Source organism: Psychrobacter sp. Ps4 (assembly GCF_022129285.1).
GTDB lineage: Bacteria > Pseudomonadota > Gammaproteobacteria > Pseudomonadales > Moraxellaceae > Psychrobacter > Psychrobacter immobilis_A.
Genome location: NZ_JADQAK010000012.1, coordinates 66,004 through 81,208, shown reverse-complemented (window position 1 = coordinate 81,208; position 15,205 = coordinate 66,004). Strand labels below are relative to the sequence as shown.

Sequence of the window (15,205 nt, the reverse complement as noted above, 5' to 3'; positions counted from 1 at the left end):
AATATAGGCTGTGTCCATGTCCGACTCTCTACTTTTTAACCCTAACACTCCCAACAAGCATTCTAGTTTGACCGAATGGCTCGATTATATGCAGCAGATTCATGTATCGGCAATAGACATGGGGTTGTCGCGAGTTTTGCCAGTTGCCGAGGCGTTAGGCGTGGTACAGTCAGCCAAAGACGATGCTTATGTATTTACGGTGGCGGGCACCAATGGTAAAGGCTCAACGACGGCTGTCATCGCGCAGATGTGCCAAGCAGCAGGTTATAAAACGGCTCTGTATCAATCACCGCATCTAAGTGTATTTAATGAGCGCGTGCGTATCAATGGCGAGATGGTCAGTGACGAGACGTTAATTGAAGCCTTTAGCAAAGTAGAAGCAGCGCGATTAGCATGTGAGCTGACCTTGTCATTTTTTGAGATGACCACGCTTGCCGCATTATTAATATTTGCCGAAGCGGACTGCGATGTTTGGGTGTTGGAGGTCGGGCTGGGTGGGCGCTTAGATGTGGTCAATATCATCGATCCTGATATGGCAGTGATTACCAATATCGCTATCGATCATGTCGATTGGCTGGGTGACAATGTCGAAGATATTGGGCGTGAGAAAGCAGGTATCTTACGTGATGGTATCAGTGTGGTTTATGGCGCTACTGTGATGCCAGTCAGTGTGCAGCAAGCCATTGATAAGCATCAGGTGACCTGTTATCAAGTTGGGCAAGATTTTGATTATCGTGAAGTGGATGCAAGCGCTTGGCAATACAGCAATGCCGCGGTCACCATGCAGTTACCACGCCCAGCATTGTCATTGACCAATACTGCCAATGCGTTATCAGCAGTGCTCGCAAGTTCGTTGAATATCGATAGCACTGCTATCGAGCAAGCATTACAAACGGTCAAGCTCGCCGGTCGCTTTGATTATCGCGAGACCCATAATCGCCATTGGTTGTTCGATGTCGCGCATAACGAGCAAGGCGTTGAGTTTTTATTGGCGCAATTATTGCCACTTTGGCAGCAACATTTAGCCAATCAAAATAACTTTGATGCTCTCAATCAAAGCAGTAGTCAAAACAGCAGCCAACAAAACCAAGCTGTACGCAGACCTGCCAGCATTAAAATGCTATTTTCTATGTTGGGTGATAAAGATATCAATAAAGTCGTGCAGCGTTTGACCGAAGCGGGATTACCGATTAGCGATTGGTTTGTCGCTGAGATTGATTATCCACGCGCAGCGAGCACTGAGCACTTGCAAGGTATCTTATCAAGCTATGTCGATGATGCTCAAATACACGATTTTGCTAGATTGAAAGATGCGACGCAGGCCGTGATAAATGCCAGTCAGCCGCAAGACCTCATCGTGGTATGTGGCTCCTTTCATACGATCGGCGAGGCACTGGCCGCACTGGCGGTTGATAATTAACATTAAAATGGTGCTTATTTAATGTTAATCTTAGCAGTAGCATGATGGCAGACAGTATGAAAAATATGCTTTATAATCAAAGTGATTTGGCAAGTTGCTCTATAATGGCATTAAACGCTTGGCATAACATTTAAAAACGGATGGACGCAACTGGTGGCAATGACACCTATCAAGGCTATTAAAACTATCTAAACACAGTTTTGAGACGACAGTTGCGCCGCTCAATCAACCTTATTACCAACTAAGAGACGTAAACGGATGAACTTTTCGAGACAAGCCTTATTGGGCATTGGGATGATTATCGGCGGTAGCGTGATGCTATACGCCATGGTGCAACAGATTGGTGATAGTAATGAACCACAACCAGCGTCAGCAGTGGTAGATAAGCCAAGCCCTGAGCAAGAGTCTCCTCAGCCGCTGACGACGGATATCGAGACTGAAAAACGTATCCTGGCAGAAAAACAAAAAGAGCGCGCTGCTCGTGTTGCTGAACAAGAAAAACGTGCCCAGCAGTTCTTAACTGAACAGGAAGCCGCTGAGGCGGAAGCATTGGCAAAAGCCCGTGCAGAAAGTCAGCAGTATATGGCCAGTAGTGCGGCAGCTGCTGAAGAGAGTGATAAATCAGACGCGGAAAAAAATGATGCTACAGCACCAATAAAAAAGACTGGCGCTGCTGGGTCAGCTGAAAGTGAGACAAACACTGAAGACCAGCAAAAAGCTGCCCAAGCGCAACAAGAAGCTCAAAGGCAAGCGGCGATTAAAGAGCAGGCTGCCGCAAAGAAACTAGCAGACAGTAAAAAAGAAGCGGAAGCAAAAAGACAAGCGGATGCTAAGAAACAAGCGGATGCTGCGGCTGAGAAAAAACAAGCGGCAGCAGAAGCGGCTAAGAATGAGCCACCAAAATCGCCTTCTGATTATCAAGTTAAAAGAGGAGATGGGCTGATTAAACTGGCGCGGCAATACAATATGCCAGTAGAAGTATTGGCACAAGCGAATAATCTGTCACCATCGACATCGCTACAACTGGGTCAAAACATCACCATTCCATCACGTAAGCAAGTGGAGCGATTAGCACGTGAAGCGGCAGCGGCTGAGCAGGCACGGGAAGAGAAGCGTCAAAAGGAAGAAGCATTAGCCAAGAAGTCAGCAGATGCCAAGCGTGAGGCGCAGCAGAAACTTAGCGAAGCACGTCAAGAAGTCAAAGAGACCGATGCCAAAGGTAGCTTTGGTGTACAGGTCGCATTAGCAAACGATCAAGCCAAAGCAGATGAGTTGGCGAAAAAATTCCAGTCAGCAGGCTATCAAGTCAAGACCAGTACCACCAGCCGAGGCGTACGTGTCATCGTCGGTCCTGAGCGTGGTAAAGTGGCGGCATTGGCGCTTAAAGATAAAATCAATAGCGACCCTAAAGTAAATACCACCAGTGCCTGGGTCTTATACTGGCGTTAAAAGCGTCTTTAAATTTGGGTAGTAGTTAGCCCTTAGAAACTAATGATTACCTAATAACTTGGCCGTATAATTTCAGTTTTTTGATTTTTTCTCTCTTATTATAAAAACACGACATTAGATGTCGTGTTTTTTGCGTTATAGATTGCCGATAAGGATAGGCTTAGATACTATGCCTACCATTTATTACTTCCTTCTGTATAACCTGTCAGCCTAGAAAGGTTGACCTGCTGTGATTGTTAAAAACGACGGCTTGCATTCAGTTTTTTATAAATAGCGAAGTCGTGAGTTTGGTCAATCACTCTTAAATTGTATAAGGTAAAACCATGTCATTTGGCGTTATATTTTTAGTATTGGCCGTTGGGTTTTTAGGTCTCATTACATTACCAAAGCTGTTATCAAAACGTCAAAGCACAGAGCCTGATCCTAAGCCTGTGCGTGGTGATGATTTGGCTATATGGCCATTCGCACCCATGCCTATTATGACGGATACTGAAGTGCTGTTTTTTAATAAATTAAAAAATGCCTTACCAGAATATCATATTTTTGTTCAAGTGCAGCTGTCAAGAATCATCGAAGCCAATAGTAGCGAGACCTCCGAGCGCAGTTTTTGGTTTAATCGCATCTGTCGTCAAAGCGTTGATTACGTGATTGTTGATATTGATGCTCAAACAACCTTAGTGGCTATTGAACTTGATGATTGGACACACAGCAGTAAGTCACGACAAAAGGCCGATGATAAAAAGGACAAAGCCCTTGCCAGCGCAGGCATTCCGATTGTGCGCTTTCATGCTGAGCGTATGCCAAGTGCGGATATGCTCAGATATGAGCTGATGCAAGTGATTGAGACTTATTAAAAATTTACCCGAGCTCTTTAAGGGCTATCATTTGTTTCATCAGGCTGCCTTGGGTAAATGACAATTGGTCTGCCATTTTCAAAATACAGCCCTGTTGCAGGTGGCGTATCGTCTTCCCAAACCAACTGTGGCTGACATTTATCGTAACTGTCATAAAAGCTGCGTTTGGTAAACCATTCGATATAATGTGCGCGTCTGAGTTTCACCATGTTAATGGTTGCGAGACATGCTTTGTCACTTTTATCGCACCATTCATGCATCGGAAAGCTGGGTGCTAGCCAAGTAGGCCAGTCAGAATGGCTAGAGTTGGCTATGTTCATTGGCAAAAAGAATCGTCCTTTTATGATGCCATAACGCTTATCAATTTTTACTTGTCCATGATTTTCGGTATCGACCCACACCGTGCGAAACTGCTTGGTTTGCATATGCGTCATTTTACGCTGTAGATTGTCATTAGAATTTATCCCTACCCAATTTACAGGCGCAAAAGGGGCTGATCCCATAAAAAACTTAATCGCTAATTCCCAATGTTCGATGAGACCTTCATCGTGATTATGCAAAATCAAATCTAGTTCGCCAGTCGTCTGCTTGCCGTTGTACAACTGTACGTTATTAGCGAGCGTTTCGTATGGATGCAACTTGCGCGCAAACCCATCCTCTAACCAAAATGACAATAACCCCTCGAAATGAAAACCCAAGCGGTTAGGACTCGGACGCGTCAGTAAATAGCGGGTCAGATCCTGATAAGCATTGGTAGTATCTAGCTCTTCTAAACGTTGCTCATACGCCTCAAACTGCTGCTGCCAAAAGCTTGCACTATGTACCGATACGATATGCGTATTCTGATGCGGTGCAAAGTCCAACCACTCTGTTAAGACATTAGGGCACGCCAGCACATAAGCCAAATCGCGTACATAAGGCCGCTGATAAGCTTCCCAAGGTGCATAGTTGGTATGAGTTGCGAGAGTGGCGGGGTGTAGCGTGCTAAGCTCAAACATAGATTAAACCAGTGTAAACGTAAAGTATTTACCCTAGCTGCTCACTTGCTAAAAGTCTATAGTCAATCGTACTATGTTAAGATTGAGACCATCTGGCAGCACATGCTCTGTCGATTATGAAACATAAATCAAATAATAATGAGGATTGAACTATGAAATACCTTTTGCAAATCGATTTTCCATATAGTGGCCCTTTTGGCAATGCGTTCTTTGAATCGATGAAAGAGCTCGCTGAAGACATCGCAAACGAGAATGGTCTAGTCTATAAGCTATGGACAGAAAATGAAGAAACGCAAGAAGCGGGCGGCATCTACGTGTTTGACAACTTAGATGATGCCAACAGATACCTTGCCAAACATACCGAGCGTTTAGAGTCTTTTGGCTTTACAGATATTAAGTCTAAAACTTTTGAAATTAACGAAGCGCTGAGTGCGATTACTAAAGCGTCTGTATGATAATTGATGAAAAGTCATGAAAAAAAAGCCAACCATTGAAAGCAATGATTGGCTTTTTTATTGTATTGCTATGTTTGGTCGGAACGGCAGGATTTGAACCTGCGACCACTACACCCCCAGTGTAGTGCGCTACCAGACTGCGCTACGCCCCGAATGACTGACTATTTTACGCAAAATCGTACGTATTGCAAGAGCTATTTATTTTGCTTGATTTTTACAACACCATTCTACGTATCATAGTCAGCATAACTACTTTACCGTTTAACCTAACCCAATAGTTCTTTTAGGATTTGGTTTACTTGCTGAGGGTTAGCACTACCGCGGCTGGCTTTCATCACTTGTCCGACGAGACCATTAAAGGCTTTTTCTTTACCGCCGCGATATTCTTCCACCATGGCTTGATTCTTAGCAATGACTTCTTCTACCATGGCTTTGATAGCGCCAGTATCCGTTTCTTGCTTAAGACCTTTTTCTTCAATGATTTTATCTGCTGCATCATCATCGTTGCCGCCTTCGCGCTCATACAGAGCGCTAAAGACTTTCTTAGCCAATTTACCAGACAGCGTATCGTCTTTGATACGCGCTAGCATGCCAGCCAATTGCTTGGCGCTGATAGGGGAGTCGATGATGTCTTTATCATCTTTATTCAGTGCACCGAGCAAGTCGCCCATGACCCAGTTAGCTGCCATCTTCGCATCTTGCTGACCCACTTCAGCGACGACATCTTCAAAGTAATCGGCAAGCTGACGGCTACCAGTCAAGATACGTGCGTCGTACTCTGACAGCCCAAGCGCTTCTTCAAAACGTGCGCGACGTACAACAGGTAGCTCAGGCATGGCTGCTTTAATCGCATCGACAGTATGTTGCTCGATACGTACAGGCAGCAAATCAGGATCAGGGAAGTAGCGATAGTCGTTGGCGTCTTCCTTAGTACGCATGGTGCGAGTTTCGTCGCGCTCTGGATCATAAAGCATCGTTGCTTGGATAACTTTACCGCCGTCTTCGATGATGTCGATTTGACGCTCGATTTCACGATTGATGGCGCGTTCGATAAAGCGGAACGAGTTTAGGTTTTTGAGTTCAGTACGCGTACCCAATTCTGCACCAGGCTCGCGCACAGAGACGTTACAGTCACAGCGAAATGACCCTTCTGCCATGACCGCATCTGAGATACCGAGCCACGTGACCAGCTGATGAATGGCTTTGATATAGGCCAGTGCTTCGTGAGCTGAGCGCATATCAGGCTCAGAGACGATTTCGATTAACGGCGTACCAGCGCGGTTCAAATCCACGCCAGTCATACCATCGACGGCATCGTGTACTGACTTACCAGCGTCTTCTTCTAAATGCGCGCGGGTGATACCCATACGTTTAGGATATTCGTTTTCCTCGCCTTCATTGACGATGACATCGATATAGCCTTCGCCAACGATAGGGTTGGCCATTTGGGTGATTTGATAGCCTTTAGGCAAGTCAGGATAAAAGTAATTTTTGCGGTCAAAGGTATTAAATAGACCCAGCTCAGCATTGACGCCGATACCGAATTTCAGCGCACGATCGACCACGCCAGCATTTAGAACTGGTAGTACACCGGGCAAGCCTAAATCTACGATACTGGCTTGGCTGTTTGGCTCATGACCAAAGTCAGTCGGTGCACTGGAGAATATTTTACTTTCAGTATTGAGCTGGCAGTGAATCTCGATACCGATGACCACTTCGTAACCATCGACAAATAGCTCTTTACGAACAGGATGTTTGCGTACGGCATTGTTATCAGTAATAGTTGCTGTGTTCATTATACCGTCTCCTTCGCGATAGTAGAGTGTTGTAAATGGTGATCTGTATGCTGCTGGAATAGATGCGCGGTGGCTAGCAGCTTGCTTTCTTGCCAATACTGACCAATCAGTTGCAAGCCAACAGGCAAGCCTTCTGATGTCAGACCAACTGGCTGGCTGAGCGCAGGTAGGCCGGCTAAGTTAACCGCGATGGTATAAACATCGCCCAAGTACATGGTTGCAGGGTCAAGATCTTCAGCAAGCTTGTAAGCAGCCGTTGGTGCAGTTGGACTGGCAATGACATCACAGTTGGCAAAAGCGTCTTCGAAGTCTTTAACGATTAAGCGGCGTATTTTTTGTGCTTTAGTATAATAAGCATCAAAATAACCAGCAGATAGCGCATACGTACCTGTTAAGATACGGCGCTGTACTTCAGGACCAAAACCTTCAGAGCGTGAGCGCGTGTATAAATCGATGAGATCAGTCGGGTTTTCACAGCGATAACCAAAGCGTACACCATCGAAGCGTGATAGGTTGGAAGACGCTTCAGCAGGCGCTAGCATATAGTAGGTGGCAAGCGTGATATCAGGGTCAGTGATGTTCACTTCTACGATGGTCGCGCCCAGTTCTTCATATTTCTTTAGAGCAGCACGTACTGCCGTTTCTACTTCAGCATCAAGTCCTTTACTAAAGTACTCTTTAGCGACACCAATACGTAAACCATCAAATGGCTTATCACCAGCAGCAGCTTCTGCGTCATTAAGGTCTTGCACGTAGTCCGGCATATCATGCTTGATAGAAGTTGCATCGCGTGGATCGTGACCAATCATTGGTTGTAATAGATAGGCACAATCTTTAGCGCTACGACCCATGCTACCAGCTTGGTCAAGACTTGAGGCGTAGGCAATCATACCAAAACGTGACACACGGCCATAAGTCGGTTTGATGCCTGTTAAGCCGCAAAATGAGGCAGGCTGACGAATAGAGCCACCCGTGTCACTACCGGTTGCGACTGGCACAAAACCTGCGGCAACAGCGGCGGCACTACCACCAGAAGAACCACCCGGAACACGTTCTAAATCCCAAGGGTTTTGTACGGTACCGTAGTATGAGCTGCTGTTATCTGAGCCCATTGCAAACTCATCCATATTGAGCTTACCAAGGCTAATCATGCCCGCTTTATCAATGTTAGAAACGATAGTGGCGTTATAAGGTGAAACGAAATTATGTAGCATCTTTGAGCCACAAGTCGTCAGCACACCTTGCGTACAAAAAATGTCTTTATGCGCCATCGGTACGCCAAGTAGCGCGCGCTTATCGCCTTGTGCACGCATCTCATCAGCTGCCTGTGCCTGTGCACGGGCAGTTTCAGAGGTATGAGTGATAAAGCTATTAATCTTGCTATCTAGTGCGTCTATGCGCTTGATGTAATGTTCGGTCAGCTCAAGGCTGCTAAATTGTTTGTCTTGCAAGCCAGTAATAAGCTGCTCGGTACTTAATAGATGAAGTTCAGACATAGGGTGTCGTCCGTCAAAATGTGAATAGCATAAAGTAAAATAGGGTAGCGATTAAAGCAGCGCGCCGCTTATTCAATCACTTGTGGAACCAAATATAAGCCATCTTCAACAGCTGGGGCAACTGACTGATTGCGCTCGCGATTGATGTCGTGTTTAGCGACATCAGCCCGCAATTCTTGGCAAGCTTCATGAATGTTTGCTAAGGGTTTGATGCCTGTGGTATCCACGTTAGATAGCGTATTCATCAGTTTTAATACTTTACTAATATCGTCGGCATAGCTATCGGCTGTGCTTTCATCGACACCCAAACGTGCAAGGTTGGCAACTTCTAGGATTTCTTCACGGCTGACGTTGCTGTCAGACGTTGCTGGTTGCTGTGACATAGTTTCTCCAGTGAAGGACAGTTTTTGTTAGAGTAGAATGCGGCTAAAATAGGCAAGCATTAGATATAGATAATTATTAACACAAACTAAAACAAGGGGTTTATCTTAAGATGTATATATAGTGGCTTTATTATAAAGCATCTGGCTTAAGTTTACAGAGCATGACGCTTGATTGATGCACAATATCAACCAAGATGGCGTGATTTGCAAAATTGACCGTATAATTCACGATTGATTCTCAATTGCTTACCCATTACGTTCTGAAATACGTTACAGTATGCACCTGTGCTGCTAAGCAAAATTATCGTTTGCCTGTAGAGCCTTGTTAGTTATTGAATTAAATGATGTTTCATTAAGTCGAATGGTATTTACTGCTATTTTAAACTTTGTAACAACTTTTAGCGTTTAAGACCGAAATCCTGACTTACTGATGCAAATATCTGTGTTTTTTTTGAGCCAAATCGGTATAATTTAGCTCAGTTTTTCCATTGCATCATTATTGCTTAGGTTTGACTTGTTGCGAGGTTCAAATTTCGCCATAAGTAATGTCTAACGACGACCTGCTCAACGCTGACGAGTAACGCCTCAGTCAATCTCATTCGCCTCATTCGCCTCATTCGCCTCATTTGTAATACGCTGGAAATATTAGTCATGAACCTGTTTGGATTTTTATCAAATAATATCGCTATCGACCTCGGTACTGCGAACACTCTCATTTTTATTCCTAATAAAGGCGTCGTACTTGACGAGCCTACGGTGGTTGCGTTACGAAGTAATCGTACACAAAACCCTACCGTTGCGGCTGTTGGTATTGATGCCAAGCAGATGCTTGGTCGTACACCTGCCAATATTACAGCGATTCGCCCATTAAAAGACGGCGTGATTGCTGACTTTGAAGTGACGCAAAAAATGCTCAAGCATTTCATCACGAAGGTAAAAGCCAAGCGTTTTATGGCGCAGCCTAACGTGGTGGTTTGTGTGCCTTGTAAGTCTACTCTGGTTGAGCGTAAAGCGATTCGTGAAGCGGTATCTTCGGCAGGTGCGAGTAAAGTACTATTGTTAGAAGAGCCAATGGCTGCTGCCATCGGTGCTGGCTTGCCAGTTCATGAAGCCAGTGGTTCGATGGTGGTTGATATTGGTGGCGGCACGACGGAGATTGCCGTTATCGCGTTATCTGGTTGCGTTTATGCTGAGTCGATTCGTATCGGTGGCGATATGTTTGATGACGCGATTATCACCCATGTGCGCCGTACCCATGGTTGTGTGATTGGTGAGACCACAGCTGAGCGTATCAAACACGAAGTTGGCTCTGCTTTGAATGAAGACAGTCAGCTAGAAGTTGAAGTTCGCGGTCGTAGCATGGCAGAAGGCGTGCCAAAAACCTTTACTGTCAACTCAGAAGAAGTACAAAAAGCCCTGAGTGATCCGCTGAGCGGTATCGTTAGCGCGGTGAAAGCTGCACTTGAGCAGACGCCACCTGAGCTGTCATCAGATATCGCAGAGCGTGGTATTGTCTTGACGGGCGGCGGTGCGCTGTTGCGTGATTTGGACAAATTGATTTCAAGAGAGACAGGTCTACCTGTGACCGTTGCTGAAGATCCATTGACTTGCGTCAGCCGCGGCGGTGGTATTGCACTTGATTTTATCAATAACAAAAGCTTGAACATGATTTTTGTTTAGATTGCTTTAGTTAAGCACTGCGGTATTGATAAATCATCTTCGTCGTGCTTGATGATAGCTTGCGTAAAAATAGTGGGTCAAAACAGTATAAAATTAAAGGTAGCCAGTTGCGCTGCCTTTAATTGCATTAATCAACTAGAACCCAGTACTGGCTACTGCTTATTTTATAACTCCTGAGTTAGACGACTTATGACCCCAAGTATTTTTGCGCGCCAGCCGTTAGCACTTCGTAAGACTGCCATTGTATTAATAGCAGCTCTAATACTGATGTGGTTCGATAGCAAAAATTCAGAATGGTTTAATCCAGTACGTAGTACCAGTCATGCCGCTATGCAGCCTATTTATGAGCTATCACTGTTACCGAGTTATGCCAAGCATTGGGCAGGTGGCAGCTTACAGTCTAAAGAAGCGCTGCGCCGCGAAAACATGCAATTGAAGTCTCAGCTTATCCATGCGCAAGCCAAGTTGCAGCAGCAAGATTATATTTTGGCACAAAATGCGCGCCTGCAAGGTATTTTATCAACGACTAAGCCTGAACAATTTGATCTTAATTTGGCACAGGTAATCGGTACAGACACCAACTTACTCAGACAAATCGTGGTGCTCAATAAAGGCGTTCAAGACGGGGTTCAAGTTGGACAGACAGTGATTGATGAAGACGGTATTTTAGGGCAGATTATTAATGTCTATCCCAATACCAGTCGCCTGCTATTGATTACTGATGAGCAGCAATCGGTTGCAGTTACAGTCAAGCGCACAGGTCAACGCGCTATCGTGACAGGGCAAGGGATACCAACCTCATTAAGCCTTGACTATGTATTCAAAACCTCAGACGTGCGTGTGGGTGATGAGTTGGTGTCATCAGGATTGGGTGGGCGTATTCCAGCAGGGTATCGTGTCGGCCGTATCGCCCATATTAAAGATACTCAAGCCGATAACTTTAGAAGTATAGAAGTGACCCCAGCGGCGAACTTTATCGATAATGCGTATGTATTAGTCTTGCAAGATAAGCTGGTGAATAAAAATAATATGACTCTCAATGACCGTTAAGAAGTTAGGCGCTAAACACGTAAGCACCAATCAGACAATGGCTGGCATCTATTTATTAACTGGTCTGTTTGTCGATACATTTTCAGCCATGGTTTTTACCCCATCAATGCCCACTCATGCTTTAACAGCAGCCATCAATACATTCGTTAAGGTAAGTACCCATGTCGTATCCTGATTCTGAGAATGCAACGGTACTACTGATTGCTACCATCATTCTAAGTTTTGTTATTGCGTCATCGCTCAATGTATATCCGTTAAGTCCTAGTATGGCTACCTTACGCCCTATGGTCATGATCATGGTGCTGATTTTTTGGTTGTTATTTCAGCCACGCTATGTTGGTATTTTTACAGCATTTACCATCGGTCTCATTGCTGACTTACTCATGGATACCCATTTGGGACAGCAAGCCTTTGCCGCCGTGGCAGTCGCCTTCTTCATAAAAATAACCAGTATTTATATTAGGCAACTAAATACCATCAGTGCATGGTTATTAGCGAGCTTAGGATTGGTTGTTTTTCAATTATGTTTATGGATATTGCAGATGTTTATCCAGAATGTCTTTGTCGCACAATCTGCCTTATCACTGTTGATGAGTATCATCAGCTGGCCATTGGTACTACTGGCTTTGCGTAAATTTGCGTCATAAGAAAAATTCTGCTGATAACCAATAAAATTATAGCGCTTGTGTTTATTAATCATGACTAACTAATGTTAATGCACTAACAGGCAGCAGTTTTCGGTAGTAGGTAGATAAATTCAGATATAAAGAGAGTAGCGATGGATATTATTTTAGCTTCTGGTTCGCCGCGCCGTCGTGAACTGTTAGAAAGAGCACAACTAGAATTTAGCACATTGAGTGTAGATGTCGATGAAACAAAGCATGATGATGAGTCACCCACAGACTATATCGAGCGCATGGTCGCCACTAAAGCTGAGGCTGCCATACAGCAACTAGCATCATGCTTGAAAACAGATAAAAGCTGTTTTTCTGACTCACTGATCATTCTAACGTCTGATACCATCGGTGTGCTGGCAGATGGTCAAACAGTGCTGGTCAAGCCAGTCGATCATGAGCACGCTTATAGCATGTGGCAACAGATGTCTGATAATGTCCATGAAGTATGGACAGCGGTTCAAGCAACTTATGTATCATTATCTTCTAAAGCGGTCAACAGCACAACTCATGAGCCAGTATTTCAAATCATTAATCAGCAACAAATCACTGAGCGTACCGAAGTGACCTTTATAGCGCTCACTGCGGAGATGATGAGTAATTACTGGGAAAGTGGTGAGCCTGCTGATAAAGCGGGTGGTTATGGTATACAAGGTTTGGGGGCTATTTGGGTCAGCCGTATCAATGGTAGCTATACCAATGTCGTGGGTTTACCACTTCCACAAACGCTGGCGTTAATTAAAAACGTCACAGATATTAGTGTCAATTAAAATGCGAGACAGACCCTGATGGAGATTATTTGTCTCTCAGAGATTGGTTGTCACTCTAACCTGCTGCACATAATAACACGCGAGAGTAATGGGCGAGAGCCAGCTGCATTTGTTACACTATAAAGATAATAGACGATGAACGTCTAACAAGAAAGCTGAGAGATAAGAGAAAAAAATTATGTCCGAAGAGCTGCTGATTAATATTAGTCCAATGGAATCCCGTGTCGCAGTCTTAGACAATGGCATCTTGGGCGAAATTTATATTGAACGTCATCATAAATTGGGTCTGGTCGGCAATATCTATCTGGGTACAGTCGTACGCGTTTTACCTGGTATGCAGGCAGCATTCGTTGATATCGGGCAGTCGCGGACAGCATTTTTACATGTCAATGATATGCAGCGTGAGCCGCGTCCAGTAGCAGAAAATAAAAGTAAAGCGGCTGACAATGGCGATCAAAACTCGGATAGCAATATAGAAGATGCTGTGGTAGAAAATAGTACTAATAACTTGGCTGTCACGCCACCGGTGATTAGTATACAAAATACCGAAGTCATCCCTGTTTCTAAAACGTTGATTCAACATCGCTTGCATGAAAGCCAACGTATTTTAGTGCAAGTAACCAAAGATCAGTTGGGCAGTAAAGGCGCTCGCTTGACCACCAATATATCCTTGCCATCTCGCTATTTGGTGTATCTACCCTCAAGCGAACACATTGGTATCTCTCAGCGCATTGATGGCGAAGAAGAGCGCACTCGTCTGAAGACTGAGCTTAGTAGCCTGATGCAAACGGTCAATCTAAAAGGCGGTCTCATCGCTCGTACCGCTGCTGAACGTGTCCCTGTCGATAAGCTTGAAGAAGACATTTATTATCTATTGCAACTGTGGCGTACCATCTGCGCGCGTCGCCAAGAGATGAAACAACATCAAAGTTCTGATCTTATTTATCAAGAGCTATCATTACCGCTGCGCTCTATCCGTGATTTGGTACACGCGGATACCGAGAAAGTCATCATTGATAATGCACAAATTTATGAACAAGTCAGATCCTTTGCCAAAGAGTTTGTACCTTTTGTCTATGACCGCATTTTCCATTATACCGCTGAGCCATCCTTGTTTGATGTCCATCGTGTCGAAGATGATTTGCGTGATGCTTTAAAACGCCGCGTAGATTTAAAATCAGGTGGCTATCTCATTATCGACCAAACAGAAGCGATGACCACGATCGATGTCAATACGGGATCATTCGTAGGCGGGCGTTCGTTAGAAGATACGGTTTATAAAACCAATCTTGAGGCAACTCATGCAATCGCCCGTCAGCTGCGTTTGCGTAATCTAGGCGGTATTATCATCCTAGACTTTATTGACATGCTTGAACAGCAGCATAAAGATGATGTGTTAGAGAGTCTGCAATCACAGCTAGTACAAGACTATGCCAAAACTAAGATTACTCAGGTCAGTGAGCTTGGGTTAGTAGAGATGACGCGTAAACGTACGCGTGAGTCGCTCGGACAGCAGCTATGTGAGCCGTGCTCGACCTGTCAAGGACGCGGCTTTGTTAAAACGGCTGAGACAGTCTGCTTTGAGATATTCCGTGAAATCATGCGTTGTGCTCGTACTTATAACTCTCCCAAGAAATTTACGGTCGTTGCCCATGCAGCAGTCATTGATTTACTTCTCACTTCAGAGTCAGACACGGTGGCAGATTTAGAGTATTTACTTGGTAGAGTGATTACCTTTGATGTCGAAAATCTCTATACTCAAGAGCAATATGACATTGTTTTGGATTGATGTTTCATAGCTTTAGATTAACAGTGCATAGTTATCGATTCATATAAGCGTGATTATTAAGCACAGATACGGTTGTTTACATATTACTGTTTATAAAGGGTAATATCATAAGTCGCTATAGATATTACCCTTGCAATGACTGAAATACTATGTATAATATACACCACTGAATTATATATGCGCCGCCAATCAAACAGCGGGCGCTATGACAGCTAGAGCATCGTTTCTAGCACTATTTCATTATGCCTTTGCTGACATCCTATAATGGAAGGGTCGGCGGGGCTTTAAACTATTTTGCTTTTGGCACGCTACAAGTTCGGATAAAGAACTCATTCTGGTTAAGAACAGAAGGCCGCTTTAAGTGAATATTTAACCAAACGGCTTTTGATCA

14 protein-coding genes and 1 tRNA gene are annotated in these 15,205 nt (G+C 44.4%); 10 read left to right on the top strand and 5 right to left on the bottom strand.

Going from position 1 to position 15,205, the window contains the following annotated elements; all coding sequences use genetic code 11:
* Positions 1-16 precede the first annotated feature (16 nt).
* The 3 genes from I3252_RS08745 (at position 17) to I3252_RS08735 (ending at position 3,723) form a co-directional block, all read left to right on the top strand.
* On the top strand, positions 17-1,420 hold the full coding sequence (locus I3252_RS08745) for a folylpolyglutamate synthase/dihydrofolate synthase family protein (RefSeq protein ID WP_238034877.1): 1,404 nt from the start codon (positions 17-19) through the stop codon (positions 1,418-1,420).
* Positions 1,421-1,678: 258 nt separating this feature from the next.
* The gene (locus I3252_RS08740; RefSeq protein WP_238034876.1) at positions 1,679-2,869 is read left to right on the top strand and encodes a LysM peptidoglycan-binding domain-containing protein; all 1,191 of its coding nucleotides are present in this window, start codon (positions 1,679-1,681) and stop codon (positions 2,867-2,869) included.
* A 323-nt stretch (positions 2,870-3,192) separates the two neighbouring features.
* Positions 3,193-3,723: a DUF2726 domain-containing protein gene (locus I3252_RS08735; RefSeq protein WP_238034875.1), complete on the top strand. Its 531-nt coding sequence runs from the start codon at positions 3,193-3,195 to the stop codon at positions 3,721-3,723.
* Between the two features lie 17 nt (positions 3,724-3,740).
* On the opposite strand, the gene I3252_RS08730 is transcribed toward I3252_RS08735, so the two are convergent.
* On the bottom strand, positions 3,741-4,721 hold the full coding sequence (locus I3252_RS08730) for a DUF1853 family protein (protein WP_238034874.1): 981 nt from the start codon (positions 4,719-4,721) through the stop codon (positions 3,741-3,743).
* A 152-nt stretch (positions 4,722-4,873) separates the two neighbouring features.
* Between I3252_RS08730 and I3252_RS08725 the strand changes: the two genes are divergently transcribed.
* The gene (locus I3252_RS08725; RefSeq protein WP_238034873.1) at positions 4,874-5,176 is read left to right on the top strand and encodes a monooxygenase; all 303 of its coding nucleotides are present in this window, start codon (positions 4,874-4,876) and stop codon (positions 5,174-5,176) included.
* 75 nt (positions 5,177-5,251) lie between these two features.
* Here the strand turns inward: I3252_RS08725 and I3252_RS08720 are convergent.
* The 4 genes from I3252_RS08720 to gatC form a co-directional block, all read right to left on the bottom strand.
* Positions 5,252-5,328 (bottom strand) — tRNA-Pro (locus I3252_RS08720).
* Positions 5,329-5,442: 114 nt separating this feature from the next.
* Positions 5,443-6,972, bottom strand: a complete 1,530-nt coding sequence (gatB, locus tag I3252_RS08715; RefSeq protein WP_238034872.1) for an Asp-tRNA(Asn)/Glu-tRNA(Gln) amidotransferase subunit GatB — start codon at positions 6,970-6,972, stop codon at positions 5,443-5,445.
* Positions 6,972-8,468 (bottom strand): Asp-tRNA(Asn)/Glu-tRNA(Gln) amidotransferase subunit GatA, encoded by a 1,497-nt coding sequence (gene gatA, locus I3252_RS08710; protein ID WP_238034871.1) that lies wholly within the window; start codon positions 8,466-8,468, stop codon positions 6,972-6,974. Before gatA ends, gatB begins: the two co-directional genes overlap by 1 nt.
* Positions 8,469-8,536: 68 nt before the next feature.
* The gene (gene gatC / locus I3252_RS08705; protein WP_238034870.1) at positions 8,537-8,851 is read right to left on the bottom strand and encodes an Asp-tRNA(Asn)/Glu-tRNA(Gln) amidotransferase subunit GatC; all 315 of its coding nucleotides are present in this window, start codon (positions 8,849-8,851) and stop codon (positions 8,537-8,539) included.
* Between the two features lie 651 nt (positions 8,852-9,502).
* On the opposite strand from gatC, the gene I3252_RS08700 reads away from it, so the two are divergent.
* The 6 genes from I3252_RS08700 (at position 9,503) to I3252_RS08675 (ending at position 14,814) form a co-directional block, all read left to right on the top strand.
* Positions 9,503-10,531 (top strand): rod shape-determining protein, encoded by a 1,029-nt coding sequence (locus I3252_RS08700; protein ID WP_083475748.1) that lies wholly within the window; start codon positions 9,503-9,505, stop codon positions 10,529-10,531.
* A gap of 189 nt (positions 10,532-10,720) precedes the next feature.
* Entirely contained in the window at positions 10,721-11,581 is an 861-nt protein-coding gene (mreC, locus tag I3252_RS08695) for a rod shape-determining protein MreC (protein ID WP_087814671.1), read from the top strand.
* On the top strand, positions 11,571-11,756 hold the full coding sequence (locus I3252_RS08690) for a hypothetical protein (RefSeq protein ID WP_045446597.1): 186 nt from the start codon (positions 11,571-11,573) through the stop codon (positions 11,754-11,756). Before mreC ends, I3252_RS08690 begins: the two co-directional genes overlap by 11 nt.
* The gene (mreD, locus tag I3252_RS08685) at positions 11,743-12,228 is read left to right on the top strand and encodes a rod shape-determining protein MreD (protein ID WP_045446600.1); all 486 of its coding nucleotides are present in this window, start codon (positions 11,743-11,745) and stop codon (positions 12,226-12,228) included. Before I3252_RS08690 ends, mreD begins: the two co-directional genes overlap by 14 nt.
* Before the next feature lie 131 nt (positions 12,229-12,359).
* Positions 12,360-13,025: a Maf family protein gene (locus I3252_RS08680; RefSeq protein ID WP_238034869.1), complete on the top strand. Its 666-nt coding sequence runs from the start codon at positions 12,360-12,362 to the stop codon at positions 13,023-13,025.
* A gap of 178 nt (positions 13,026-13,203) precedes the next feature.
* Complete coding sequence (locus I3252_RS08675; protein WP_238034868.1) at positions 13,204-14,814, top strand: Rne/Rng family ribonuclease; 1,611 nt, start codon at positions 13,204-13,206, stop codon at positions 14,812-14,814.
* The last annotated feature ends 391 nt before the right edge of the window (positions 14,815-15,205 follow it).

Bases quoted from the DNA above. Each gene is read 5' to 3' on its own strand.
- I3252_RS08745 (WP_238034877.1), top strand. From the start codon at position 17: ATGTCCGACTCTCTACTTTTTAACCCTAACACTCCCAACAAGCATTCT.
- I3252_RS08725 (WP_238034873.1), top strand. From the start codon at position 4,874: ATGAAATACCTTTTGCAAATCGATTTTCCATATAGTGGCCCTTTTGGC.
- I3252_RS08740 (WP_238034876.1), top strand. From the start codon at position 1,679: ATGAACTTTTCGAGACAAGCCTTATTGGGCATTGGGATGATTATCGGC.
- I3252_RS08730 (WP_238034874.1), bottom strand. From the start codon at position 4,721: ATGTTTGAGCTTAGCACGCTACACCCCGCCACTCTCGCAACTCATACC.
- I3252_RS08700 (WP_083475748.1), top strand. From the start codon at position 9,503: ATGAACCTGTTTGGATTTTTATCAAATAATATCGCTATCGACCTCGGT.
- gatB (WP_238034872.1), bottom strand. From the start codon at position 6,972: ATGAACACAGCAACTATTACTGATAACAATGCCGTACGCAAACATCCT.
- gatA (WP_238034871.1), bottom strand. From the start codon at position 8,468: ATGTCTGAACTTCATCTATTAAGTACCGAGCAGCTTATTACTGGCTTG.
- gatC (WP_238034870.1), bottom strand. From the start codon at position 8,851: ATGTCACAGCAACCAGCAACGTCTGACAGCAACGTCAGCCGTGAAGAA.
- I3252_RS08675 (WP_238034868.1), top strand. From the start codon at position 13,204: ATGTCCGAAGAGCTGCTGATTAATATTAGTCCAATGGAATCCCGTGTC.
- I3252_RS08680 (WP_238034869.1), top strand. From the start codon at position 12,360: ATGGATATTATTTTAGCTTCTGGTTCGCCGCGCCGTCGTGAACTGTTA.
- I3252_RS08735 (WP_238034875.1), top strand. From the start codon at position 3,193: ATGTCATTTGGCGTTATATTTTTAGTATTGGCCGTTGGGTTTTTAGGT.
- mreC (WP_087814671.1), top strand. From the start codon at position 10,721: ATGACCCCAAGTATTTTTGCGCGCCAGCCGTTAGCACTTCGTAAGACT.
- mreD (WP_045446600.1), top strand. From the start codon at position 11,743: ATGTCGTATCCTGATTCTGAGAATGCAACGGTACTACTGATTGCTACC.
- I3252_RS08690 (WP_045446597.1), top strand. From the start codon at position 11,571: ATGACCGTTAAGAAGTTAGGCGCTAAACACGTAAGCACCAATCAGACA.